We start from the raw sequence: 26,076 nt of genomic DNA on the forward strand, positions 1-26,076 counted from the left end.
CATCTCGTCTCACTAAACATTAACTGCTCTTTGCAGAATTCACCAACACATAGGCTTGATTTGGTATCATAATGGTTTTGGAAAACAATCGACGTACTCGACGATCTTCAAAGTTCATTACTCTGTCCAAAACTTGAAAACTACTCTGTTGATTTTCATCTAATACGTTTTCTTGTGTACTTATCAATACGGCAATTTGTACAGCGATTACACTATTTCGCAGACTGCCTGAAGTCAAACCAGAAGCGGTAAAATATCGATCGATAACAAAATCACCATTAGAGTCCACACCGTACAAAACTTGAAAAGATTCAACGTTTTCGATAACAGGCTGTGCAACTGCACCACCATTCCCCTGGCATAATAAAGTGGTTCCATTAACAAAAAATTGATTTAAAACAATTTCATCTGCAACGACGCTGCCGTTGCAATCAACTCCTGTTCCGTTCAGCGTTTGAAACTGAACCGCGATACTGTCACTCCCAGCCCCACCTTCGGCTGAACCATTAAAGTCTATCGCGGACGCCATCTTTGGCGTCACTTCATCATGATACCAGCCGGCATTTTCAATAATGCGTTCCATAAACATTAAGGCAAACCGTCCATCCGTTTGTACGTTCCCAAGCTCTTGTTGCACTAGATAGGTCTTTTTAGATCCTATAAATAGAGATATCACACCCGCAAGCAATAGCAGACCAAGAAACCCGGCAATCATTAACTCCACTAAGCTAAAGCCCGACTGTTTTTTAAAGCTTAACTTCATGGAATAACCTCCAAAATAACACAGTCTTGCTCAGCAGTGATTGCGTTATTGATTCCTCTGCACTGCTGGTTCACTATTTGAGTTGACTGCCCTAAATCTTGCCTAGCCACAGTCGGGGTCCATACAACCGCAACGCGAGAGCGAACACCACTAACATTCACCACATAAACCTGGCCATCAGGCAACTCTCGATTTGCCATATCACATACTTCCCATTGATCATAAGCGACAACTTCCGCTGGTGAGCAACTACCACTTTGACAAGTGTTTCCAGCACCACCACACGCATATGGAGCTCCTGCATAGGAATCAATAACTTGCTGCAATGAAGTCGTGCCATCATAAACGGCCATACGGGCAGCTCGCATTTTAGAAGCAAGATTTTCAGCAATTTCGGTAGCCTGACTTCTAAAGTATCCTTCTTGATTACTGTTAATACTGGTCATTTGAAGAGCCGCAACGCCCAATAGCCCAACCGCCAAAACAAGTACCGTGACAAGAACTTCGATTAAGGAAACACCTTGACTCTTTTCAAACTTCATCAGCAGCTCCCCTCCGGTGCATCATCCGTAGATATACCACCACCGGTTGTTACCGTCATGTTTTTACCATACCCTACTGAGTTACACGTTAAGAACTGAATCTGCCCTTGTCCATCCGCACGAAAACCGGTAGGACCAAATGATAAAAAGCTAATATTGGGTGTAGGTGTAATCGACAAGCCATCTCCTGAACAAGCAAAAACTTGATTGATATGAGCATCGTCGACAACATTATTGCCGTCAGGATCAAGCCCCACCCTGAAAGCAGGCTGCTGAGCGGAAGCAGCGTCGGCCGCAACGATGACCCTTTGACGATTGGTAACAGCTTCCGATTTTGCCAATTGAATTGCGGCAATCAATTTATTTGCACAGGAAGAAAGTTGGTTTCGTTGAACAGTCGCTTGAAAGGAAGGAATTGCAAAGGAAGCTAAAATCGCTACCAGCGCTACCGCAACCAAAAGCTCCACAAGTGTAAAACCAGAATGTTTCATAACCCAACTTCATTTTGAGAATTTCTAGGTTAATACTAGCGGCAGTTTTGAGACATACAACCGCTTAGCGATAAGCGCCGATTGGCTTCCGATAAGCGGTTAAGTGATTGATATTAAATGCGAAGGTTGTCACAGTTTAATATTAAAGTGTTTATTCTCTGAGTTCTGGTGGCAATACAAATACGATATCTTCTGGTTTTCCATTAAGTTCTTCCGCTGCTTTTCCGCCTAAAGACTTAAGCTTATCAATGACCTGCTTTACCAGTACTTCCGGAGCGGAGGCACCGGCTGTAATGCCAACCTTTTCAATATCTTGCACCCATGCTTGTTGGATTTCTTCAGCATTATCAATGAGATAAGCGTTGGTTCCTTGCTTTTCGGCCAATTCACGTAAACGATTAGAATTAGAACTGTTTTGCGAGCCTACAACCAACACCAAATCAACTTGTTGAGCAATGGTTTTTACCGCATCTTGACGATTTTGAGTTGCGTAACAAATATCGTCTTTACGAGGTCCCTGGATTTCCGGATATTTTATCTGTAATTGCGCAATGATTTGCTTAGTATCATCGACTGAAAGCGTGGTTTGAGTAACAAAGTGCAGGTTTTGAGGATTTTTTACTTGTAAACTTTCAACGTCTTCAACGGTTTCAACCAAATAGATGCCGGCCTCACGGTTATTGTATTGCCCCATTGTACCTTCGACTTCTGGATGACCTTTGTGCCCAATCAAAATACACTCTTGCCCTTTATTACTGGCTCGAGCAACCTCCATATGCACTTTAGTGACTAATGGGCAAGTCGCATCAAAAACCTTCAGGTTTCTCGACTTTGCATCTTCTCGTACTTGCTGAGAAACACCATGCGCACTAAAGATACAAATTGAGTCTGAAGGTATTTCTGAAACATGCTCAACAAATACCGCTCCTTTATCACGTAATCCGTCAACCACAAACTTATTATGCACAACTTCATGACGAACATAGATAGGAGCGCCGAACACCTCCAGTGCTCGATTTACAATTTCGATGGCTCGATCGACCCCCGCACAAAAGCCTCGAGGATTGGCTAGCAATATTTCCATGTTATTTCTCCTCCGGAGGTTGGTCGACGGATAAAACTTCAATATCGAAAGTGATCGACTGTCCAGCTAATGGATGATTGAAATCCACTTTTACGGAGTGCCCACGGATTTCCTTTAAAATACCGGGCATGCTACTACCATTGGGCTGCTCAAACGAAACAACCGTCCCTTCTTTCAACTCGATGTCTTCCGGAAATTGATGCATATCCATAAAGTGAATCAAGTCGGGAATGGGTTTTCCGAAGGCATCCTCAGCATCTAAAGTAAACTTTTTGCTTTCACCAACTTTCATTCCTACCAAATGCTGCTCCATGGCTTCGCTGACTGAGTTTGACCCCATAACGATAACTGCGGGTTTACCATTGGCTCGGCTTGAATCGGCAACACTCCCATCTTCCAGCATAAGTGTCATGTGGGTATAAACCGTGGAACCTTGCGATACAACTTCATTAATCATTTTGACTCTACAGCTTTATCATTCTTAGTAGGTTGCATAAATGAACTTTCGATCACCAACATCACAGCACCAATAAAAATAGCCGAGTCGGCAATATTAAAGGCTGGCCAGTGATAGCCGTTTTTGGATACGTACCAGTCTATAAAGTCGATGACATACCCGTAATTAATGCGATCGAATGCATTACCGATGGCTCCACTCAAAACTAAAGACAACGCAACACCCAGCCAACGCTCAGAAGACTTTAATCGACTCAACCAAACCACTAACACCACACTGATCACGATAGCGAAAATCGATAGTGCCCATTTTTGCCAACCTCCAGCATCAGCCAAAAAGCTGAAAGCAGCGCCATAATTATACGCCAGCCGCAAGTCAAAGTGTGGCAGCACCTCGATGATTCGACCACCGGCCAGGGCCTCATCCGCCCATAACTTGGTCCATTGATCAACCACAAAGACAACCAGAGTTATCCATAACCAGCGCAAACCGCTTCCGGTTATTTTAGCCAGCATCAACCAATCTCCCTTATTTCGCCTTCCCCCTCAACATTGTCCACACAACGTCCACACAATGTTGCGTGTGAATTGTGGGTGCCAACATCTTCTCGCCGGTGCCAGCACCGATCACACTTTGGGTGAACAGAAGCGGTGATTGAAAGCCCGATCTCTTCAATGTCTGTGGCTTCACCGCCCTTATCACTCACAACAACAGCTTGAGAAGTAATAAGAATGAAGCGCAATTCGTCGTTTAATTTATTCAAACTTTCGAAATAATCGCCTCGAGCAAAAACAGTCACTTCGGCTTCTAAAGAACCGCCGATTGTTTTTGCAACGCGCATGGCTTCGATTGACTTATTGACCGCTTCTTTAACACGTGCGATCTTTTCCCAGTCGTTTTTGGTTAAAAGACCGTCTTCATATTCAAATAATCCGTCATACCAGGTTTCAATAAAAATCGTGTCACCCTTGTACCCTGGCAAGTATGCCCAGGCCTCTTCCGCCGTAAAACTTAACACCGGAGCCATCCATCGGACCAAAGCTTGTACGATATGGTACATGGCCGTTTGACAAGAGCGGTGCGCAAGACTGCCCTGTTTGGCCGTGTATTGACGGTCTTTAATGATATCCAGATAAAAACCGCCCATTTCCATAGAGCAGAAGTTCTGTATTAACTGAACCACTTGCCAAAACGTATAGGTTTCATAGGCATTTTTAATGGCATTCTGGACTTGCAGTGCGCAGTCTACCGCCCAACGATCCAGTGGCAACATTTCCTCTGGCGTCACCTGATCAGTTTCTGGATTAAAGCCGTCGATATTGGAAAGCAAGAATCGAGTGGTGTTTCGTATACGCCGATAAGTATCACTGGTTCGCTTTAAAATTTCGTTGGATACCGCTATTTCACCGCGATAATCCGAAGCCGCCACCCAAAGTCGCAACACATCGGCACCTAATTGATTGATCACTTCTTGAGGAGCAACCACATTGCCTTTCGATTTCGACATCTTTTCGCCTTTTTCATCGACGGTAAAGCCATGCGTTAACACCGCTTTGTAAGGCGCATGATTATTAATCGCAACACCTGTCAGTAAGGATGATTGAAACCACCCTCGATGTTGATCGCTTCCTTCAAGATAAATATCAGCAGGCTCTTGCAACTCTTCTCGCACCGCCAAAACACAAGCATGCGTCACACCAGAATCGAACCAAACATCCAAAGTGTCATCAATTTTCATGTATTGATCGACATTCTCTTCAATCAAATCCGTAATCGGCAAATCGAACCAAGCTTGAATGCCACTCTTTTCAATCGCTTGTGCAGCTTTCTCCATAATGTTTTGTGAATCAGGGTGCAGTTCACCGGTGTCCTTATCAATTAACAAACACAGCGGAACACCCCAAGTACGTTGACGAGAAATACACCAGTCTGGCCGACCGTCAACCATACCTTCAATACGCTCTTGACCCCACTCGGGTACCCATTGAACATTTTTGATTTCTTTTAATGCTTGCTCACGTAATCCACTTTTTTCCATGCTAACAAACCATTGCGGTGTCGTGCGGAAGATGAGCGGTGTTTTGGTGCGCCAACAGTGTGGGTAGCTGTGAGTTAGCTTAGTTTTACGAAGTAAAGCTCCCTTTTCAGCGAGCAAATCACAAACTTTGTCTTCCACTTTGTATACATGCTCTCCCGCAAACACAGGAGTGGCGTCTGAATATACGCCATCGGCACCCACATAATTTAAGATCTCGAGGCCGTATTTTTTACCGACAGCAAAATCGTCTGCACCGTGATCCGGCGCAGTGTGCACCAATCCGGTACCCGCCTCAGTGGTCACGTGTTCTCCGCAAATCAAAGGAACACGCTTTTCATAAAACGGATGCTGTACGGTTAAGTTTTCCAGCTCGTGTCCTGTCGCAGTCGCAACGACTTCATACCGCTCAATGTCATAGCGCGACATAATTGACTCAACCATTTCACGCGCAAATACCAACAGTTCTTCCCCTTGGCCCGCATCAGCTTTAACCAAGGCGTAATCCAATTCAGGATGCACAGAAACCGCTTGATTGGCAGGCAAAGTCCAAGGTGTGGTTGTCCAGATCACTACGGAAACAGGTAAATGATGACCGTTAACATAATTGAACGATTCTAATAATGCGGAGTCTGCAACGAAACGAACATCAATCGAAGCCGAGGTTTTATCATGGTACTCTACTTCAGCCTCTGCCAATGCTGAACCACCTACGACACTCCAATAAACCGGCTTAACACCTTTGTGCAAATGACCATTGGCAACGATTTTTGAAAGTGCGCGTACGATATTGGCTTCAAACTTATAATCCATCGTGAGGTAAGGTTTCTCCCAATCACCAAAAACACCCAGTCGGATAAAATCTTGTTTTTGACCATCGACTTGTTTAGCAGCATATTCACGACACTTTTCTCGAAACTTATCAAACGGTACTTTAACGCCCGCTTTACCGATTTTCTTTTCCACATTATGTTCGATGGGCAAGCCATGACAATCCCACCCAGGTACATAAGGTGCGTCAAAACCACTTAAACTGCGCGATTTGATGACCACATCTTTCAGTACTTTATTTACAGCATGGCCGATATGAATATTGCCGTTGGCATAAGGAGGGCCATCGTGCAAAATGAATTTTGGTCGACCTGCACACGCGTTGCGAATTTGTTGATAAATACCTTGCTTTTGCCATTTTTTCAGCATTTCTGGCTCGCGTTGAGCCAATGACGCTTTCATCGGAAAGTCAGTTTTTGGTAAGTTCAGCGTATGCTTGTAATCAGCCATAGTTTTGTCCAAGTATTAACCTAAATTTATTTCGTATATTGCGAAAACATTGCTTTTGCTTGAGCGACATCTGCCGCAATTTGCTTTTTCAATTCTGCTAAAGATTCAAACTTTTTTTCTTCACGAATTTTCTCTAAAAATGAGACCTGTAACATTTTGCCGTAACAATCTCCCTCGAAATCAAATAAGTAAACTTCGAGTCTTGGCTTTACCTGGTTCAGAGTAGGTCGATGACCAACATTAGCAACACCATAAAGCGCTTTATCTCCAATACCCTCAACCCGGACTAAGTAAACACCTCGAACAGGAGACACTTTACGCAACAGCGGAATATTCAAAGTCGGAAAACCGATCGTTCGACCCACTTTGTCGCCATGTGCAACTCGCCCACAAATACTGTAATCTCGACCTAACAACAGTCGTGCTTCTTGCAACTGATTATTAGCCAGCTTTTCACGGATCAAGGTGCTGCTGATACGAGCTGAGCCTTGCCGGATAGATTCAGTTGGTTGAACCGTAAAGTGGTTTCGACCATAGGCCTTGAGTAAGTCAAAATCCCCTTTACGCTCGCTTCCAAAACGAAAATCATCACCAACTATCAAATGATTCACTTTTAATTGCCGAATCAATACTTCATCAATAAACGCTTCCGCCGCCATCGTCGCCAACTTTTGTCCAAATCGCAAACAAATGACTTTATCCACCCCCCGTTTCTTCAATTGCTCCCACTTTTCACGAAAGCGAGTTAATCTTGCGGGTGCTTTTTCGCCTGCGAAATATTCTTGTGGATCCGGCTCAAATAAAATCACCACGGAAGAGAGGCTTCTTTCTCGTGCCTGGTTGGTGACCGCTTCCAAGATTTGCTGATGCCCTAAATGGATACCATCAAACTTGCCAATCGTTGCAACACAACCTGCCGACTGACACTTTAAATTTTGCAGTCCCCGGATCAGCTCCATAACCAACCGTTCATGATATTATCGAATACCCACCATACTTGCGAAAAGCGCCGGATTATAACTCATTGCCCTAACTCACAACAGAGCTCATTGAGAACGTAAATCACTAAGCCGCAGCCCAAGCAACACTAATGCAACCAGATAAACGCCTCCACCACCCAGAATCAACAGGGTTAACTGTTGAATTCGCTCAATAGTAGATGCATTACGCCAATCACCCATGTCCCCCATGATTAGAATGAGAAAAGCCATCATCACTCCAGCTGCCAAAAGTCCGCGTATCAACCACCACAACCACCGTTGATCCATCTTTAACGTTTGATCGCGCACAAGCCCTAACCATAAAAGTGCCGCATTAACGGTTGCCGAAATAGCCGTTGCCGTTGCCAGTCCAACGTGCCCGAAAGGCTTAAATAACAACAAGTTAAATGCCATATTGACGACCATTGCAATAATCCCTATTTTCACCGGCGTTCGCATATTTTGCTTTGAAAAATAGCCTGTTGCCAGCACCTTGATAAACATAAAACTCATAAGACCGACCACATAGGCCTGCAGGCTCAAAGAGGAACAATAAGCATCGCTTAATGAGTATTGGCCATGCTGAAAAACCGTCAGCATAACCGGCTCTGCCAATACAAACAGCCCAATAGCAGCGGGTAATCCAATCAAAAAGACGGAATGCAGTGACCAGTTCAATAGCTGGTTCATACGTTGAGGATTCTTGGCAGCGTGCTCCCGCGACAAGCTCGGTAAAATAACGGTCGCGATCGCAATACCAAATATACCAAGCGGAAATTCCAGCATACGATCCGACAAATACAGCCAGGTAATGCTTCCCGTCACTAAAAATGAAGCAATCATAGTGTCGAGCAACAGGTTTATTTGTGACACAGACACACCAAACATTGCGGGTGCCATTAACTTCAATATTTTTCGGACTCCCGAGTCTTTCCACCCCCAGCTCGGTTTAACCAAATAGCCTTCTTGCCAAAGAAAAGGTAGATGCAGCAACAACTGTAACACTCCAGCAACAAAAATCGCCCACGCAAGCGCTTCAACAGGCTCATTCAACATCGGTGAAACCCAGATGGCTGCAGCAATAATACAAAGGTTTAATAAAACCGGCGCAAACGCAGGAACAGCAAATCGTCCAAGTGAATTGAGAACACTACCGGCAAACGCGGTTAAGCTGATAAAAAATAGATAGGGGAACGTAATTTTGATTAGATCCGATACCAGATAAAACTTTTCCGTCTGACCATCTTGTAAAAAACCCATTCCAAAAGTTGCCCCCAGCACTGGAGAGCCCACCACACCGATTATCGTAACCAGCAGCAATACACCACCGAGTGTCCCGGCTACACGACTCACCAATTGCAATACAGCTTGTCGATCAGCTGATTGCTGATACTCTGTCAGTACCGGTATGAACGCTTGAGCGAAAGCCCCCTCAGCAAAAAGACGCCGTAAAAAGTTAGGGATCTTTTGTGCTACTAGAAACACATCGGTTGCGGCCTGCGCTCCTAACACATTGGCTATTACTATGTCGCGCACCAAACCCAACACTCGTGACAATAATGTCATGGTACTGACGACAATTCCGGACCTAAGTAAGCTGCCTTTTTTCAAGAATATTTCCTATCTTTATCCACTAGCCAAATAAAAAGGGCCTCGATAATATCAGAGGCCCTTGAGCTTGTTTAGCTTTCCGCGTAAAAGCGAAAAGTTTTACTTATTGAGGCTTGGCAACCGTCGCTTCTATCACCGCCTCTACACGGCGATTCAATGCACGACCCGAAGCGGTATTGTTATCCGCAACGGGCTTTGACTCACCATAACCAATGGCTGACACTCGGCCAGAATCGATACCGTATCGGTTTACCAACTCATTGGCGACCGTTTGTGCCCTTTTTTCCGAAAGCCACTGATTGTAGCTGTCTTTACCAATGCTGTCGGAGTGCCCTTCAACGACCACACTGGTATCGGGGTACTCTGTCATAAACTTGGCCAAACGAGAAATATCAGCACTAAACTCGGGCAGTAGTGAACTACTGTTATTTTGGAACTTCACTTCCAGGGTCATGCGCACCGTTTCTTCAAGCACTAAACGGCAACCTCTTTTATCGACTTTGGCTCCAACCGGCGTTGCCGGGCAGGCATCGACCGAATTCAGTACGCCATCACCGTCACTGTCCAGCTCGCAACCACGAGAATCCACCGATACACCAGCACGGCTGCTCGGACATTGATCGACATCATCAAATACGCCATCGTTATCGGCGTCACCACGTGCATGCGTTTTCACTTCTGCGACTTCAACCGGCGCCACCACCACCGGTTTGAAATCGTTGGAGCCGCCACCAAAATTGACACTGAATCCAACCAACAACTGCGTATCGTAACGCTCAGTTGTATCGTCACGAATCACCCCAATTTCACCTCGCCAACTGAAGGCATCCGATAAAGCAGACTCAAACCCCAAACCTAATCGACCAATATCCGACTCTTTCCAACCACCGCCGGCAGACTCATCTTCAAACTCATATTTACCAATTCCGAGCCGAAGGAAAGGCCCGCCGTCGCTATCTGTTTTAAAGTAATACATATAATCTAACGATTGCATTGTCATGTCTTCATTACCAAATGCGGTCGCATCATTCGGGTTAAGCTTCGTATAACTGAGTTGAAAAGCAGCATGATCGGTGATCATAAATCCCAATTCGGCAGCTATAGCGTCGCTTTCATCAAGCGAATTACTCATTATGTTGCCATTATTGGTGTTACTGGAATGGAAGTCCTGCATACCTCCGAGAATGGAAAAGTACACATTGCGATCAATATCAGCGGATGACACGGTACTAAACGACAGTAAAGCAGCACTTATTACGGCATTTTTCATTGTTTGCTCCCGATTTTTATTAACAGCCTTGATGTTTTGACTCATCATACCACTAGAAAATATTCACTGCTATTTTTCAAACGCAACGGCCCTAGTTAGACTTGACAATCACATACAAAACAGGCATAGTTCGCGGCCTCAAATTTCTGGATCGCAATCTATTTGCAGGAGTATAACCTTGGCTAACATCAAATCTGCCAAAAAACGTGCCCGTCAGGCTGAAGGTCGTCGTCAGCACAACGCGAGCCGTCGCTCTATGATGCGCACTCATCTGAAAAAAGCCATTGCTGCAATTAGCGGCGGTGACAAAGAAGCAGCGCAAACTGCTTTCACAAGCGTTTCTGGTGTTTTAGACCGAATGGCAAACAAAGGTCTGATCCACAAAAACAAAGCTGCGCGTCATAAAAGTCGTCTGGCTGCAAAAATCAAAGCGATGGCTTAATTCTTTGATCGCTTGAAATAAGCCTTTAAAGAAACAAAAACCGGCTGCTGCCGGTTTTTTTGTATCTGTAAGTTTTTACAATGGTTCGCTTTACGCAAGCTTTTCAGCGGGGTTTGTACTTAAGGCTTTTTCGCCCTGCCTTCGCAAACTTAGCTTCACGTAGCTTTACCTTCCCACGCTCCTTGATTTACTCAGGTCGCTCATCTTCAGTCATAAAAGGGGGTGGCTCAATTGCAGCCTCTGGATCGACATTGTTCTGCTGATCTATCTTCAACTGACGCTGCTTTTCAACGTGCTCCATAATTGCCCATACGAGTTCCCGTGTCCCTTCACCAGTCGCGGCTGAAATATAAAAGACCGGCCCTTGCCATTGTACTGACTCAACAAACGAGCGGCACTTATCTTCTCGCTCAGTTTCATCGTTTAGCAAATCCATTTTATTCAGTACTAACCAGCGTGGTTTTTCAGCCAATTCAGGCTCACTGGAATCTGCAAACTTGGCCACTTCTTCTTCAATCGCTTTAAAGTTGCTTACCGGATCGGATTCGTCAAACGGCATCAAGTCAACCAAGTGAAGTAATAATTCGGTTCGAGCCAAATGCTTTAAAAAACGCACGCCTAAACCAGCACCTTCCGATGCTCCTTCAATCACTCCAGGGATATCCGCAATAACAAAACTGCGATGCGACTCCGGACGCACTACTCCCAAATTTGGTACTAACGTGGTAAACGGATAATCGGCAACTTTCGGCTTGGCAGCAGAAACCTGACGGATAAACGTCGATTTACCGGCATTCGGTAAACCCAACAACCCTACATCGGCCAAAACTTTAAGCTCTAAGCAAAGCTCACGACGTTCCCCTTCCGAGCCATGCGTTGTTTGGCGAGGCGCACGATTCACACTGCTTTTAAATCGAGTATTACCCAACCCATGCCAACCGCCGCGAGCCACCATTAAGGTTTGTCCTTGCTCTTTCAAATCACCAATAACTTCATCGGTATTCACATCCTTTACCTGAGTTCCGATTGGCACTTTCAATATACGGTCGGCTCCTTTTGCACCAGTACAATTACCGCCGCGACCATTTTCACCACGCTCGGCTTGGTAAAATCGTTCGTAACGATAGTCAACCAAGGTATTGATTTCATTATCTGCAACCAGGTAAACACTGCCACCATCGCCACCGTCACCGCCATCTGGCCCACCCTTAGGAATGTATTTTTCACGACGAAAGCTGCAACAACCGTTACCACCATCGCCTGCCGCTACTTTTATGGTGACTTCATCAACAAATTTCATATCATTCAGTTTCCAAGATCTTCGGAGACTTTGACTGCGAAACGACTATTCATTTCACCCCTCGCTCCAACGATGTAATCGGAACACAAAAAAGCCCCGCAATTGCGAGGCTTCAGTATAAGCGATAACCGCAAATTACGCAGGAATCACACTTACCATTCTTCTATTCAATCGGCCTTTTACATCAAATTTGATTTGACCGTCAATCTTGGCAAACAAAGTATGGTCACGACCGATACCGACATTATCGCCAGGATGGAACTGAGTGCCACGTTGACGTACAATAATGCTGCCCGCAGAAACGGTTTCACCGCCAAAACGTTTCACACCCAAGCGTTTCGATTCTGAATCGCGACCGTTACGGGTACTACCACCAGCCTTCTTATGAGCCATGAGTATTCTCCTACGTTAATTAACCGTTAATGCCAGTAATTTTCACTTCAGTGAACCACTGACGATGCCCCATTTGCTTCATATGGTGCTTGCGGCGTTTGAACTTAATGATCTTTACTTTCTTGTGACGACCATGCGACACAACTTCAGCAGTCACTTTGGCACCGTCCAAATAAGGTGCGCCAACTTTAATGTCTTCGCCACTGCCGACCAATAATACTTTGTCAAAATCAAACGAAGCGCCAGTCTCAACATTCAGTTTTTCCAGCTTGATTGTTTGACCTTCTTTAACTCGGTGTTGTTTACCACCGCTTTGAATCACTGCGTACATGTCGTACTTCTCCAGTCTTACCCCAAAATGTGGTGAAATTCGTCAAACTAACTGAATCTCGCTTAAAACCACTTTCGTGGGCGTTGTTAATATTCAATTCGATACACATCGAAGGGCGCGAATTGTACGGGATTTAACAGTATAGCGCAAGCTAATCGCCTCATTTACCCCACTTGTGGAGCGGCTTTTAGAGCGGCTTTGCGCTACCTAAAAAGCGATCCTTCGGAATTTAAACTTGACCTGCCTACGCCTTACACCTAGGATGCGGTGCCATTCAATCGACCAAAAAACAAAAAAATTGCCTGAAATGTCAGCTCAAGCCCCTTCCTTCGACTTTATCAAACGCTTATTAAAATCCGATATAGAAGCTACTAACCAATTGATTTTAAAAGAACTTAAGTCGGATGTCGCGCTGATCAATCAACTTGGTTTTTATATCGTTAACAGTGGTGGCAAACGATTACGTCCACTGCTCGTATTAATGGCGGCGAACGCTCTCAACTATAAAGGAGAGGCCCATCATACACTCGCTGCGGTGATAGAGTTTATTCATACCGCGACTTTGCTACACGATGATGTAGTCGATGCATCCGATCTTCGCCGAGGGAAAGAAACGGCAAACGCGATGTTCGGCAATGAAGCCAGTGTTCTCACTGGTGACTTTCTATACTCTCGTGCTTTTCAGATGATGGTTTGTGTCAATTCCATGCCAGTAATGAATCTGCTTGCCAATACCACCAATTTGATTGCTGAAGGTGAAGTTTTGCAGCTTATGAACTGCAATGAGCCCGACATTTCTGAACAAGACTATTTCGAAGTCATTCGTCGCAAAACCGCGATATTGTTCGCTGCCGCTTGTGAGCTTGGTGCCATCATTGCTGGTCAAGAAAGCGCACGTCAAGCGATGCACAACTACGGGCTCAACTTAGGAATGGCGTTTCAAGTGGTCGATGATTTATTGGATTATGTTTCCACAGCCGAAGAAATGGGCAAAAATGTAGGGGATGATCTGGCAGAAGGCAAACCCACGTTACCAATCATGTACGCGATGATGCATGGTAACGAAGGCCAGGCATCAACCATTCGACAGGCGATTAGCAAGGGAGATACCAGCGAAATCAATAGTATTCTAAAGACCATTAAAGAAACTGGCGCATTGGATTACTGTCGACAAATCGCACAAACATTCACTGAGAAAGCATTAGATGCCATTCGAAACATTCCAGAATCGGAGTTTAAGCAAGCTTTTGTTCAGTTGGCTCAGTTAGCCTTACTCAGAAAACATTAAGCAACAACAACGTTTATAGTGATGATTGTTTTTTAAACGGTTTCCATTTTACATAACGTTTAATCCACTGGTCGGAATATTCTTTACCCGGAAAATATGATACAACGTGCACAGCGTCAATGGCATACTCATTGTTCATTGACTGAAGGATCAGCAAGCGTCGGAAACAACACGTATAAAAGTCCGGCGCTGCATAACAACCAAGACAGACAATACCAATAATAAACGCTACACAGTGTAAGGAAGAAGGTACGAGTGAAACCAACAGATACCCAAAATCCAGAGTATTTTCATAAGGTCGTTGATTGCCAATACGCCTGTCCAGCCCATACCCCGGTTCCAGAATACATTCGCCTGATTGCGCGCGGACGGTATTCCGACGCCTATATGATCAACTGGGAATCAAATGTGTTTCCAGGCGTTTTAGGTCGAACTTGCGATCGCCCTTGTGAACCAGCCTGTCGTCGAGGGCGCGTTGACGAAGAGCCGGTTGCCATTTGTCGACTGAAACGGGTCGCTGCTGACTTTAAAGATGAAGTAAAAAGTCGCATGCCGAAAATTCCTGAGCAGAAAAACGGAAAGCGTATTGCCTTAATAGGCGCGGGCCCAGCATCACTCACGGTAGCGCGAGACTTAGCACCTTTGGGTTATGAAATCGATTTATACGATGCCCAATACAAAGGCGGCGGTTTTATGCGCAGCCAAATCCCATCCTTCCGGCTTCCTGAAACTGTGCTCGATGAAGAAGTCAATTACATTCTCGATATGGGCATTTCCACTCATTTCGATACCTATGTTTCCAGCCTGAAAGAAATTCTAGATAAAAAATACGATGCCATTTTTGTTGGCACTGGAGCACCACGTGGGCGTGACTTGAAAAAGCTTCCCGGTCGCGACGAAGGCAGCGCCAACATTCATGTCGGAATTGAGTGGCTGGCGAATGTCGCTTTTGAACACACCAAGAGTATCGGTGAAAAAGTGCTGGTACTTGGCGGCGGTAATACGGCGATGGACTGTTGCCGAACCTCCAAGCGTATAGGTGGTAAAGATGTGCGCGTTGTGGTTCGTAGTCCTAAATCCGATATGAAGGCATCGCCTTGGGAAATCGAAGACGCCGAGCATGAAGACATCCCCATTTATGAAAACCACGCTCCTAAAGCGTTTGTCGTTGAAAAAGGCAAATTGGTCGGCATGAACTTCGAAAAAGTAGAAGCCGTTTACGATGAAAATGGAAAACGATCTTTGGTACCGACCGGAGAAATCGTATTTATGGAGTGCGATGATGTATTAATGGCAATTGGTCAAGAAAACGCATTTCCGTGGATAGAACGAGATATCGACATAGAGTTTGGTGAATGGGACATGCCAAAAGTAGACAAAGTCACTTTCCAATCCACCAACCCAAAAGTTTTCTTTGGTGGTGATGCAGCTTTTGGTCCGGAAAACGTCATTACAGCAGTCGCACATGGCCATCAAGCAGCTCTGTCCATCGACATGATGCTCAATGGTCTCAATATTAAAGAACGTCCAGCACCTGGGACAAACTTGATTACTCAAAAAATGGGTTTTCACGAGTGGATTTATGACAATGATGTCTCTAATGACGATCGGTTCATCGTTCCTTTAGCGGACAAAGCCAAAGCGTTATCGGATCGAAAAATGGAAGTGGAATTAGGTTTCGATCTGGAACAAGCGTTTAACGAAGCAGAGCGTTGCCTCAACTGCGACGTTCAAACCGTATTTACTGCGGAAAAATGCATTGAGTGCGATGCCTGTATCGATATTTGCCCTACCGATTGCATTAACTTCACCCAAAATGGCGACGAGTCGGATCTTCGCTCTCGGCTGAAAGCTCCAGCCAACAATATGGAACAAGATCTTTACGTATCGACCGACCTAAAAACAGGGCGTGTCATGGTGAAGGATGAAAATGTTTGTTTGCACTGCGGACTTTGCTCCGAGCGATGCCCAACCTCGGCTTGGGATATGCAAAAGTTTTTATATTCAGTGACTAAAGCCGGACAAACCACAGAGGCTAAAGCAAAATGAGCAAAATAGAAGCAGTTAATGATTTTGTAATCAAATTTGCCAACATTAATGGTACCGGCTCCGCCAGCGCGAACAACATGTTTGCAAAATCGATTTTTCGATCCGGTATTCCGGTCAGCCCGAAAAATATTTTTCCTTCCAATATTCAGGGCTTACCCACTTGGTACGAAGTTCGTGTCAGTGAAAAAGGATACCTTGGGCGTCGAGGAGGTGTCGACTTTATGGTGGCGACTAACGGCCAGACGCTCAAACAAGATTTTGAAGAAGTCTTACCGGGAGGCTATTTTCTTTACGATAACACCAAACCTCTGCCACCCGCTTTAAAGCGCAGTGATATTCATCTGATTGGCATTCCCTTGACGGAAATCTGCATTGCTGAATATTCTGATCCTCGCCAGCGTCAATTATTCAAAAACATTATTTATGTGGGCGCCCTTTCTTATTTGTTAAAGATTGATTTTGAAGTGTTTCAACAGCTGGTAAAAGATCAGTTTCGTGGAAAGGAGAAGCTCATTACACCCAATATTCATGCGTTGGAGTTGGGTTATCGTTATGCACAAGAACACTTCACCGATACTTGCGGCTTAAAAGTAGAAAAGCGTGATTTAAATCAAGGCAAAATTCTGGTTGATGGTAATACCGGATCGGCACTCGGAGCGATTTACGCTGGTGCAACGGTTGCGGGTTGGTACCCCATCACTCCATCAACGTCGGTTGTCGATGCTTACGAAAAATATTGCAAGCGACTGCGCATTGATCCTGCAACAGGAAAGAAAAATTACGCTATTGTCCAAGCAGAAGATGAGCTTGCCGCCATGGGCATGGTCATCGGAGCTTGTTGGAATGGTGCCCGCGCTTTTACCGCAACGTCAGGTCCTGGCGTTTCCTTAATGGCAGAGTTTTTAGGACTCGCCTATTTTGCGGAAGTGCCTGCCGTATTAATTGACGTACAGCGTACTGGCCCTTCGACGGGTATGCCCACTCGAACCCAACAGTCCGATATTATGCCTGCCGCTTACGCCTCTCATGGCGATACCAAACAAGTTTGTTTGTATCCAGCAAATCCGAAAGATTGTTTCGATATGTCATTTCAAGCTTTTGAACTGGCCGAGCAATTGCAAACGCCGGTGATCATTTTGAGCGATTTGGATTTGGGCATGAACGATAACATTTGTGATTCCTTTGAGTGGGACGACGCCACCGTTTACAATCGCGGCAAGGTGCTTTCCAAAGAACAACTCGACAATATGTCTGAACGCTGGGGACGTTACCTGGACGTAGATGGTGATGGCATAGGCTATCGAACCATTCCTGGTACGCACCCAACCAAAGGCAGCTTCTTTACCCGCGGTTCGTCGCACGATGAGTACGCAGCTTATACCGAAAGTTCCGCTGCGTATGTTCGTTCTATGGAGCGACTGGAAAAGAAATGGGAAACCGCAAAGAAGCTGGTCCCCGCTCCTATCGAATTCAAAGCCGAGAAAAAGTCGCATGTGGGCGCCATCTTCTTTGGTACATCGACCGATGCATCATTAGAAGCCATCGAACAATTGAAGCTCGAAGAACAAGCCATTGATGCATTGCAAATTCGTGCATTTCCATTTAATGACGATGTTAAACGCTTCATCGACAATCACGATTTTGTTTTTGTTATTGAACAAAATCGGGACGCGCAAATGAAGTCGTTACTGGTCAATGAGCTAGGAGTCAACCCTGCAAACTTGGTTTCCATACTCAATTACGATGGAATGCCAATCACTGCGACCTTTATCCAACAGCACATTGTCAATGTTTTGGATCAGGCTAAAGTTACGCCGCTGCAACAGGCTGAGCGAGGTTAATTGTTATGAGTTTTATTCGCCCTACTATTCGACACCCTCAACTCGCCGTTAATGAAATCGGTTATACACGCGCCGATTACGAAGGCGCACTTTCCACTTTATGTGCGGGTTGCGGCCACGACTCGATTAGCGCTTCGATTTTACAAGCCTGTTTTGAGCTATCCATTGAGCCACATCGCGTAGCAAAAATGTCCGGCATCGGTTGTTCATCGAAAACGCCCGCCTATTTTTTAGGTAATTCTCACGGCTTCAACTCGGTACACGGCCGCATGCCATCGGTGGCGACCGGCGCTAATATGGCTAATCGTGATCTGGTGTATATTGGTGTTTCCGGTGATGGCGATACGGCATCCATTGGTATGGGACAGTTTGCGCATGTCGTACGTCGAAACCTGAACATGGTCTACATCGTTATGAATAACGGATGCTATGGCCTTACCAAAGGGCAAGACTCGGCTACCGCCGATCGTGGATCGGCTGGTAAAAAAGGCGTTCCCAATCCTTACTCCGGTATTGATTTGTGTGAAACAGCCATTCAGTTAGGAGCAGGTTATGTCGCTCGCTCCTTTTCGGGCGATAAAGAACAACTGATCCCTCTGATAAAGGCAGCTGTCTCTCACCGCGGTTTTGCATTAATTGACGTCGTCTCACCCTGCGTGACATTCAATAACACCACGTCCTCTACCAAAAGTTATGATTACGTTCGCGATCATATGAACGCCACCGGCACATTTGACTTCGTTCCACTCAAGCAAGAAATTACCACTGAATACGAGCCCGGCCAAACCGAAGAAATCACCCTTCACGACGGTTCGGCGGTTCGACTTCACAAAGCCTCTCCCGATCTGAACTTTTCCAGCCCCCGTTCAGCCATGAACGAAATTGAGAAACACAAAGAAAAAGGAGAAATCCTGACCGGGTTGCTGTATTTAAATCCACAAACACCCGATACTCACGAGTTAATGGGTACCACCGATAAGCCTTTGAATTCGTTAACGGAATCAGAGCTTTGCCCCGGTACTAAGGTGCTCGAAACCATTAACGACAGCTTTCGTTAACGGCATTTGTCAAAGTGCCCCCTTATTGATATCGACTCGATAAGGGGTGTATTCGTTCGAACTCATGTCAATTTTCACACAGCTTTAGAGTTTTTGGTCATTTAAGGGTATCATGCGGCTCTTTTTTAGCTGAACAGTCAGCTGTTAACAATATCGGCATCACCAGCGAAACAGAAAAAGTAAATCCTATGGAACAAATACTTCGTGGCATTCTGGCCATTGGCTTCATATTTTTAGTTGGCTATTGTCTTTCAAGCAAGCGGAAAAATATTAATTGGCGTACGGTTTCTGGCGCCTTAGGATTGCAGTTGGCGCTTGGAGCCTTCGCACTGTATGTTCCTTTTGGAAAAGACTTATTGGTTTCGTTTTCCGATGCGTTTAACAGCTTGCTGTCTTACACCGCAAACAGCATTAATTTTCTATTTGGTAGCTTGGCCGATAAAAAAAGCATGGGGTTTATTTTTGCTCTCCATGTGTTGCCTGTCATTGTCTTTTTCTCTTCCTTAATTGCTGTTTTGTACCACCTAAAAATTATGGATATTGTGATCCGCGTGCTCGGTGGCGGGCTGCGTAAAGTGCTGAAAACCAGTCGCCCGGAATCATTGTGCGCCACAGCCAATATTTTCGTTGGGCAAACGGAAGCGCCGCTGGTCGTTCGTCCTTTTATATCTCGAATGACACGCTCGGAGCTTTTTGCGGTAATGGTTTGTGGAATGGGCTCCATTGCGGGCTCCATTCTTGCCGGATACGTTGGTATCGGTATCGAACTGAAATACCTCATTGCGGCAAGCTTTATGTCAGCCCCCGGGGGCCTTTTAATGGCCAAACTCATCATGCCAGAAACTGAACAGCCTAAAAATGATGTCGAAGAAATGGCTAAAACGGCTGTTGAAAAGAAAACCAATGCAATTGATGCCGCAGCCGATGGTGCGATTAAAGGAGCGCAACTGGCCTTAAACGTTGGCGCTATGTTAATTGCCTTCGTTGCTTTTATCGATTTAATTAATGGTAGTTTGAGTCATCTCGGGAGCTTTGTTGGCGTTGAAAACTTAACGCTGCAAATGTTACTGGGATATGTCTTCCAGCCCGTTGCCTGGATGATGGGTGTATCTTGGGAAGAAGCCCATCTCGCCGGTAGCTTTTTGGGGCAAAAGATTATTATTAATGAATTCGTTGCTTACTTGGATTTTGTGAACCATCAGGGAGGACTTAGCTTACATACTCAGGTTATCGTCACTTTTGCATTGTGTGGTTTTGCCAACCTTTCCTCAATCGCCATCTTACTGGGTGGTGTCGGCTCTATGGCGCCAGAGCGTCGCGGCGAAATTGCGTCTATGGGTTTCAAGGCATTGCTGGCTGCAACGCTAGCCAATTTAATGAGCGCCTCTATCGCGGGCCTATTTATTTCAATTGCATAAAGTAAAAAAGCGCCAACGTTAAGTTGGCGCTTTGCAAAAACGAAAAACCTTTAGCTTTTAACCCCGAGCTCTCTCAAACGCTCCAATAAATAACTCGCCTGAGTATATCGTTCAGACAACACAACCTCAGATCTCGGATGTAAAAACAGCGGCAATGAAATTCGCGAACGCTTCGCTTCTTCACCTTTCGGGTTGATCACACGATGACTGGTTGATGGAAAGTAGCCACCCGAAGCCTCCTGCAACATGTCACCAATATTAATAATTAAGTTGCCAAAATTACAGGGCACATCCATCCAGCTGCCGTCAGTCTTTTTAACTTGTAACCCTGGTGCATTGGCCGCTGGCAAAATAGTAATTAAATTGATGTCTTCATGAGGCGCAGCGCGTACAGCACCTTCTCGCTCTTGTCCAGACATGGGAGGATAATGCAAAACGCGTAATAACGTGTTGGGGGTATTCTCAATCATTTTGGACAAGGGTTCGGAATATTTTTCAGAAACCTCTTTCGGACTGTGTTGCTCAATCCAGCCCAATAATTCTGCAGCGAAAGCCGAGGTACGATGATAATATTCCATGATTTCGTCGCTTAAGTCAGACGGTATCCGTCCCCAAGGATAGACATGGTAAAACTCTTTCAGATCAGGAATTTCGTGACCTTTTGCAACTTCTGATGTTTCAAAAGGAAAAAATCCATCTTGCTTTTCCTCGTCAAATAAGTATTCATTTTTTTCTTTACCATCGAAGAATTTTTGCCAGTTTTGGTAAATCGAATTAAGTAAACTTTGCTCGATCGGATGGTTTTCCAATACCCCAAACCCAGTTTCACGAAGGGATTCCACAAAAAGTTTCGGTGCATCGGCACTTTTGTAATCGACTATTTGCATAATATTCTATTTCGTTTTGTTCATGGTCTGTTGACCATTGGCGTTTAATCTCTGATCACTGCTTGCATCAAGCAGGGCAAAAGATATAATTCTTGGCCCTGTTTCGTACCACTTGGCTCATCGTATGGCACAACTTTACTTTTACTACTCATCAATGAATGCGGGCAAGTCTACATACCTTTTGCAAAGCGCATTTAACTACAGTGAACGCGGAATGACGGTGGCATTATACTCGCCTGAGTTCGATAATCGCTACGGTAAAAATGTGGTTGCATCTCGAACTGGATTAAGCCAAGACGCATACCCATTCAATAGTGACTTTAATTTTCTTAAACATTTGGATCAATTGGAACATGACGTTCATTGTGTCTTAATCGATGAAGCGCAGTTTTTAACCAAAACACAAGTCTTTGAACTTTCCGAAATTGTCGATAAATGGAATATTCCCGTGCTGACTTTTGGGATCCGTACCGACTTTCTTGCGGAAACATTTGAAGGCAGTGCGGCATTGCTTGCCTGGGCAGACAAATTGATTGAGCTAAAAACCATTTGCCACTGCGGGAAAAAAGCCAACTTTATTGCCAAAGTAGACGCCGAAGGAACACCTATTACCAGTGGCGAACAAATTGAAATCGGTGGCAACGAAAAATACATTTCATTGTGTCGAAAGCATTACAAACATCTAACGGGAACGAGCCACTGGCATGTAAAGTGAACATAAGTAACATTTTTGTAATAAATTTACAGAAATTACCTTTAATTCACCGCCATTTTGTAATAGAAAGATCATTTTTATCCATCTCACATATCCATTAATTGCTTTAAATAGAAGAGGTTAACCAAAAACTTCGGGATATTAACTTCCTTTAACCAGAGTACAAGCCTGTTTCTATTGAAAAATACTGTAAATAAATTACAACATTAAAATCACTAAGCTACTGTTTTAAATGGATTTTTCGGGTAAAAGTCCTCGATCTGCCCCACCTCATCTGCTACAATCGCGCGCACTTTTTAGCCATATGTTTTAAACGTCCCGAGGAAGTCTCAATGTCACAAGCTAAGGTGCATTTAAATCTTTCCACTGATGAGTTAGTTCAAAAAGCAGTGGAACGCGGAGAAGGTCAAATTGCCAGCAATGGAGCCCTCTCTGTAGAAACTGGAGTAAGAACCGGTCGATCACCCAAAGATCGATTCATCGTTAAGGAAGACACCACCGAGCAAGAAATCGACTGGGGTAATGTAAATCGCCCTTTCGAAGAAGATAAATTCAATGCTCTATGGGATCGTGTTGAAACGCACCTCCATACAAAAGACGAGTACTTCCAATCGACTCTACATGTCGGTGCAGGTGATAAATACTTTTTACCGGTAAACGTAAGAACCGAAACAGCTTGGCAAAACCTGTTCGCACGCAACCTGTTTATTCGTGTAACGAATTACAACCCAGATAACCGTGGTGAATGGCAAATTCTTAATGCAGCGGGCTTCCAGTGCGATCCTGACCGAGACGGCACCAACAGCGATGGCTGTGTGATTATTAACTTTAAACAACGTAAAGTGTTGATTGCCGGTATGCGTTATGCGGGTGAAATGAAAAAAGCCATGTTCTCTGTGCAAAACTTCCTGTTGCCAGCGGAAGATGTTTTACCCATGCACTGCTCAGCGAACACTGATGGTAAAGGTGATGTTACCTTATTTTTCGGCTTATCGGGCACGGGTAAAACCACATTGTCTGCCGACCCTTCTCGTTTTTTAATTGGTGACGACGAGCACGGCTGGGGTGAAGGTACCGTTTTCAATATCGAAGGTGGCTGTTACGCCAAATGCATCGATTTGAGTGAAAAAAATGAACCCGTAATTTGGAAAGCAATTCGTCACGGCACCATTATTGAAAACGTTGTGTTAAATGAGCAAGGCACTCCAGACTACACCGACGTTTCTTTAACGCAAAACTCTCGTGCTGGATATCCGCGCGATCACATTGAGCTTAAAGTGGACGAAAATGCGGCGGGGGAACCTAACGCGATAATCTTTTTAACCTGTGATTTAACGGGTGTTTTACCACCGGTTTCTATCTTGAGTAAAGAAGCGGCAGCTTATCACTTCCTTAGCGGTTACACTGCGAAAGTCGGATCTACTGAAATCGGTTCAACGGCCGCGATTGAGTCGACTTTCTCTACCTGTTTCGGAGCACCGTTCTTCCCGCGTCCTGCAGGTGTTTACGCAGAGCTTCTGATGAAGCGTATCGAAGCGAATAATGCAAAAGTTTACCTAGTAAATACCGGTTGGACTGGTGGCCCCTATGGTGATGGCGGTAAACGCTTTAGTATTCCAACCACGCGTGCTGTCATTACGGCAATTCAATCTGGGACATTAAGAGATGTTGAAACCCGCTCTATTCCATTTCTGAACCTGGAAGCCCCAGTTGCTGTTGAAGGAGTCGAAAGCTCATTGTTGGATCCAAAGTCCACTTGGGAAAATCCAGAAAATTACGATACCGAAGCGAAGAAACTGGCTCAACTATTCATCGACAATTTCAAAAAGTTTGATGTGCCAGAAGAGATTGTAAATGCTGGACCTACTTTGCAGCACTAGGAAATAAAGTAAAGCTTTAACAAGGTGCGCATAGCGCACCTTTTTTTACTCCTGCGTGAACTCGATATACTCATAACGGAATATATCATTTTTCAGTCATCGAATTGTCTGAATGACTTTCACCATATCTGCTAAAATCTCTTCCTTTTCAAGTAAAACGTCATCCACATCAATCGCAAACAGAGCCAAAGATGTCAGAGGCGGATCTTCTATGGTTTTCGTGGACCGAAACAAACGACTGACCCAACGCGATATTTCAACCAAATGAACATAAGTATTGTCATCATCGTGTGTTTCCAGCTGTGCTTCGCCAGCTTCGATTACTCGCTTTAAGCTGTCCGGTATTCGCCACTGTTCTACGACCCGTTTGGAAAATTGGTACTGTCCAGTTACCACCAACGCCTTTTGCTCTTTCGTACTTAACTCGTTATTCGGATTTTGTGCTAGCCAACTGATTATGACCAACGCGCCAACGTTGTGAAACAAACCCGCCAGCAAACCTAAGCTACTGTCGCCAATCTCATAGCGCTTGGATAACACATAATTTAACCCCGCAATTTCAAGGCTGCGATTGCGAACAAAAGTCGCAACTTCTTCAATGCGCTTAAATCGGCGATCAGCAAACAGTTGAGCCAAACAATGATTGTAGATAGCCGTGCGGACCATATTCATTCCCAGTTTTTGCATCACCGACAATAATGTCATTTCATCGGTTTTCAAAGCGTAAACTGACGAGTTTGCGATGGAATAAATTCGGTTAGCCAGTACCGGATCAGTATGTACCAATTGCGCCAATTTGCGAACGGAAGTATCTGGATCGTTCAATGCCTGTCGAATTTTTATCAAATTTTCAGGAAAGGAAGGCAAACGAATGCGGCCATCATCGATAGACTTATGGATAGATTCAATGATTTTGTTGTAATTAAGGCTCAATGACTTGTCCTGTGACCTATGAACAAACAATTGCTAACAAGCGTTCTTATCTTTTTATATGGTATTAAAGATAGTCCACAAATCACTAATTGGACAGAATGTTAACAGGGCTCAGTCATTCACATTTTGTGTTGGATAAGGTTTAAAGATCTTGATGAACGACTGCCAACCACTGGCCATCAGGACTTATCGCCATACGTGATATTTCTCTTAAATCAGGCGCATCACTAACACTCGCCGAAAGCCAGCTTGAATAAGGGTTCGGAGACCAGAAAAAACGCTTTCCATCACTGTGGATTAATCCAATACGTTGATGCCATGCAAAATCTTCACTGCCTTTTTTTAGGGTAAGAACAGGCTCCGAACGATTGATATTGCTGGTATGAAGCATGATTGTTTTCTGTTCTTCCTCATTTTGAACGAAAAAAAACTGATGGTTATTAGCAAGAGAAACCAGGCAGCGACCGATATCTTTAGCTATCACCTTTTGTTGTTTTTTTTCTTGATCAAACAATACCAACTCATGCGGCTCGGCCAATCGAAACAACGCTAATAAGCTATCTGAAACCCAGGTGTGATACCCTACGGGTTCTATCGTGTCACTAAGCAACTTTGAGTGCTTGCCGCTTTCCAATAACCATAATGTCTGCTTACCTTGATACTCAATCACCGCGGATAAGCCACTTGAAAGTGGTGTTGGCGAATATTCACTTTCAACGGTTTGTGTGACAGCTTTCTCACGACCGCCATTTAAAGAAACTTCCCAGACATCCGTCGCTTTATCTTCCATGCGTGTATAAAACAAACGCTTCGAATCTTTCGAAAAAGCAGGCTGATTGTCGTAGCCTTTGCGCTTAATTAACGTTTTTTCCCATCGTAAAGTCAGCTTCTGATCGTTCTTTAAAATTTTAAACAGTGAAATATCGGTTCCTGGAATTGCGTGAACCATCGTTACAAAACTGCACAAGATGGTTAAAATTAAAAATCGACTTTTCATTTTAGTTCTCTTTATTATCAATTATAAGCT

The 26,076-nt window shown here is 44.6% G+C and carries 24 protein-coding genes; 8 read left to right on the top strand and 16 right to left on the bottom strand.

Annotation, left to right across the window (positions count from 1 at the left end):
- Window positions 1–19: 19 nt before the first annotated feature.
- The 10 genes from ACTUJY_RS08145 to ACTUJY_RS08190 all read right to left on the bottom strand — a co-directional run bounded on the left by ACTUJY_RS08145 (window position 20) and on the right by ACTUJY_RS08190 (window position 10,514).
- Window positions 20–763: a PilW family protein gene (locus tag ACTUJY_RS08145; RefSeq protein WP_463615580.1), complete on the bottom strand. Its 744-nt coding sequence runs from the start codon at window positions 761–763 to the stop codon at window positions 20–22.
- Complete coding sequence (pilV, locus tag ACTUJY_RS08150; RefSeq protein ID WP_463615581.1) at window positions 760–1,305, bottom strand: type IV pilus modification protein PilV; 546 nt, start codon at window positions 1,303–1,305, stop codon at window positions 760–762. The genes ACTUJY_RS08145 and pilV overlap by 4 nt, the downstream gene beginning before the upstream one ends.
- Window positions 1,305–1,796, bottom strand: coding sequence for a GspH/FimT family pseudopilin (locus ACTUJY_RS08155; protein WP_463615582.1), 492 nt, complete (start codon window positions 1,794–1,796; stop codon window positions 1,305–1,307). Before ACTUJY_RS08155 ends, pilV begins: the two co-directional genes overlap by 1 nt.
- Window positions 1,797–1,947: 151 nt before the next feature.
- Complete coding sequence (gene ispH, locus ACTUJY_RS08160; protein ID WP_463615583.1) at window positions 1,948–2,880, bottom strand: 4-hydroxy-3-methylbut-2-enyl diphosphate reductase; 933 nt, start codon at window positions 2,878–2,880, stop codon at window positions 1,948–1,950.
- Window position 2,881: 1 nt separating this feature from the next.
- Window positions 2,882–3,337 carry an FKBP-type peptidyl-prolyl cis-trans isomerase gene (fkpB, locus tag ACTUJY_RS08165; protein ID WP_463615584.1) on the bottom strand — a complete coding sequence of 152 codons (456 nt, stop codon included), beginning with the start codon at window positions 3,335–3,337 and terminating at the stop codon, window positions 2,882–2,884.
- The gene (gene lspA / locus ACTUJY_RS08170) at window positions 3,334–3,852 is read right to left on the bottom strand and encodes a signal peptidase II (protein ID WP_463615585.1); all 519 of its coding nucleotides are present in this window, start codon (window positions 3,850–3,852) and stop codon (window positions 3,334–3,336) included. Before lspA ends, fkpB begins: the two co-directional genes overlap by 4 nt.
- The gene (gene ileS, locus ACTUJY_RS08175) at window positions 3,852–6,653 is read right to left on the bottom strand and encodes an isoleucine--tRNA ligase (protein ID WP_463615586.1); all 2,802 of its coding nucleotides are present in this window, start codon (window positions 6,651–6,653) and stop codon (window positions 3,852–3,854) included. Before ileS ends, lspA begins: the two co-directional genes overlap by 1 nt.
- Before the next feature lie 26 nt (window positions 6,654–6,679).
- Window positions 6,680–7,612 (bottom strand): bifunctional riboflavin kinase/FAD synthetase, encoded by a 933-nt coding sequence (gene ribF / locus ACTUJY_RS08180; protein WP_463615587.1) that lies wholly within the window; start codon window positions 7,610–7,612, stop codon window positions 6,680–6,682.
- A gap of 87 nt (window positions 7,613–7,699) precedes the next feature.
- A complete protein-coding gene (murJ, locus tag ACTUJY_RS08185) occupies window positions 7,700–9,244 on the bottom strand; it encodes a murein biosynthesis integral membrane protein MurJ (RefSeq protein ID WP_463615588.1) in 1,545 nt (514 codons plus the stop codon).
- A gap of 103 nt (window positions 9,245–9,347) precedes the next feature.
- On the bottom strand, window positions 9,348–10,514 hold the full coding sequence (locus ACTUJY_RS08190; RefSeq protein ID WP_463615589.1) for an OmpA family protein: 1,167 nt from the start codon (window positions 10,512–10,514) through the stop codon (window positions 9,348–9,350).
- 178 nt (window positions 10,515–10,692) lie between these two features.
- Between ACTUJY_RS08190 and rpsT the strand changes: the two genes are divergently transcribed.
- On the top strand, window positions 10,693–10,956 hold the full coding sequence (gene rpsT, locus ACTUJY_RS08195) for a 30S ribosomal protein S20 (protein WP_463615590.1): 264 nt from the start codon (window positions 10,693–10,695) through the stop codon (window positions 10,954–10,956).
- Between the two features lie 187 nt (window positions 10,957–11,143).
- Here rpsT and cgtA read toward each other — a convergent pair whose 3' ends face one another.
- The 3 genes from cgtA to rplU all read right to left on the bottom strand — a co-directional run bounded on the left by cgtA (window position 11,144) and on the right by rplU (window position 12,980).
- Window positions 11,144–12,256, bottom strand: coding sequence for an Obg family GTPase CgtA (cgtA, locus tag ACTUJY_RS08200; RefSeq protein ID WP_463615591.1), 1,113 nt, complete (start codon window positions 12,254–12,256; stop codon window positions 11,144–11,146).
- A 135-nt stretch (window positions 12,257–12,391) separates the two neighbouring features.
- A complete protein-coding gene (gene rpmA / locus ACTUJY_RS08205; RefSeq protein WP_463615592.1) occupies window positions 12,392–12,649 on the bottom strand; it encodes a 50S ribosomal protein L27 in 258 nt (85 codons plus the stop codon).
- Between the two features lie 19 nt (window positions 12,650–12,668).
- Window positions 12,669–12,980: a 50S ribosomal protein L21 gene (rplU, locus tag ACTUJY_RS08210; RefSeq protein WP_463615593.1), complete on the bottom strand. Its 312-nt coding sequence runs from the start codon at window positions 12,978–12,980 to the stop codon at window positions 12,669–12,671.
- Between the two features lie 307 nt (window positions 12,981–13,287).
- Between rplU and ispB the strand changes: the two genes are divergently transcribed.
- The 5 genes from ispB (at window position 13,288) to ACTUJY_RS08235 (ending at window position 20,634) form a co-directional block, all read left to right on the top strand.
- Entirely contained in the window at window positions 13,288–14,268 is a 981-nt protein-coding gene (gene ispB / locus ACTUJY_RS08215; RefSeq protein ID WP_463615594.1) for an octaprenyl diphosphate synthase, read from the top strand.
- A gap of 255 nt (window positions 14,269–14,523) precedes the next feature.
- Entirely contained in the window at window positions 14,524–16,317 is a 1,794-nt protein-coding gene (locus ACTUJY_RS08220) for an FAD-dependent oxidoreductase (protein WP_463615595.1), read from the top strand.
- Window positions 16,314–18,158, top strand: coding sequence for a 2-oxoacid:acceptor oxidoreductase subunit alpha (locus ACTUJY_RS08225; protein ID WP_463615596.1), 1,845 nt, complete (start codon window positions 16,314–16,316; stop codon window positions 18,156–18,158). The genes ACTUJY_RS08220 and ACTUJY_RS08225 overlap by 4 nt, the downstream gene beginning before the upstream one ends.
- Window positions 18,159–18,163: 5 nt before the next feature.
- Window positions 18,164–19,216, top strand: coding sequence for a 2-oxoacid:ferredoxin oxidoreductase subunit beta (locus ACTUJY_RS08230; RefSeq protein ID WP_463615597.1), 1,053 nt, complete (start codon window positions 18,164–18,166; stop codon window positions 19,214–19,216).
- A 188-nt stretch (window positions 19,217–19,404) separates the two neighbouring features.
- Window positions 19,405–20,634, top strand: coding sequence for a NupC/NupG family nucleoside CNT transporter (locus ACTUJY_RS08235; protein ID WP_463615598.1), 1,230 nt, complete (start codon window positions 19,405–19,407; stop codon window positions 20,632–20,634).
- 50 nt (window positions 20,635–20,684) lie between these two features.
- Here the strand turns inward: ACTUJY_RS08235 and ACTUJY_RS08240 are convergent, their stop codons facing one another.
- Window positions 20,685–21,521, bottom strand: a complete 837-nt coding sequence (locus ACTUJY_RS08240) for an isopenicillin N synthase family dioxygenase (protein ID WP_463615599.1) — start codon at window positions 21,519–21,521, stop codon at window positions 20,685–20,687.
- Window positions 21,522–21,645: 124 nt separating this feature from the next.
- Between ACTUJY_RS08240 and ACTUJY_RS08245 the strand changes: the two genes are divergently transcribed.
- Window positions 21,646–22,236 (top strand): thymidine kinase, encoded by a 591-nt coding sequence (locus ACTUJY_RS08245; RefSeq protein WP_463615600.1) that lies wholly within the window; start codon window positions 21,646–21,648, stop codon window positions 22,234–22,236.
- 332 nt (window positions 22,237–22,568) lie between these two features.
- A complete protein-coding gene (locus ACTUJY_RS08250) occupies window positions 22,569–24,116 on the top strand; it encodes a phosphoenolpyruvate carboxykinase (RefSeq protein ID WP_463615601.1) in 1,548 nt (515 codons plus the stop codon).
- 96 nt (window positions 24,117–24,212) lie between these two features.
- Here ACTUJY_RS08250 and ACTUJY_RS08255 read toward each other — a convergent pair whose 3' ends face one another.
- On the bottom strand, window positions 24,213–25,049 hold the full coding sequence (locus ACTUJY_RS08255; protein ID WP_463615602.1) for an HDOD domain-containing protein: 837 nt from the start codon (window positions 25,047–25,049) through the stop codon (window positions 24,213–24,215).
- A gap of 142 nt (window positions 25,050–25,191) precedes the next feature.
- Complete coding sequence (locus tag ACTUJY_RS08260) at window positions 25,192–26,046, bottom strand: TolB family protein (RefSeq protein WP_463615603.1); 855 nt, start codon at window positions 26,044–26,046, stop codon at window positions 25,192–25,194.
- Window positions 26,047–26,076: the final 30 nt, after the last annotated feature.

It is taken from the genome of Pleionea sp. WD8-19 (genome assembly GCF_055326765.1).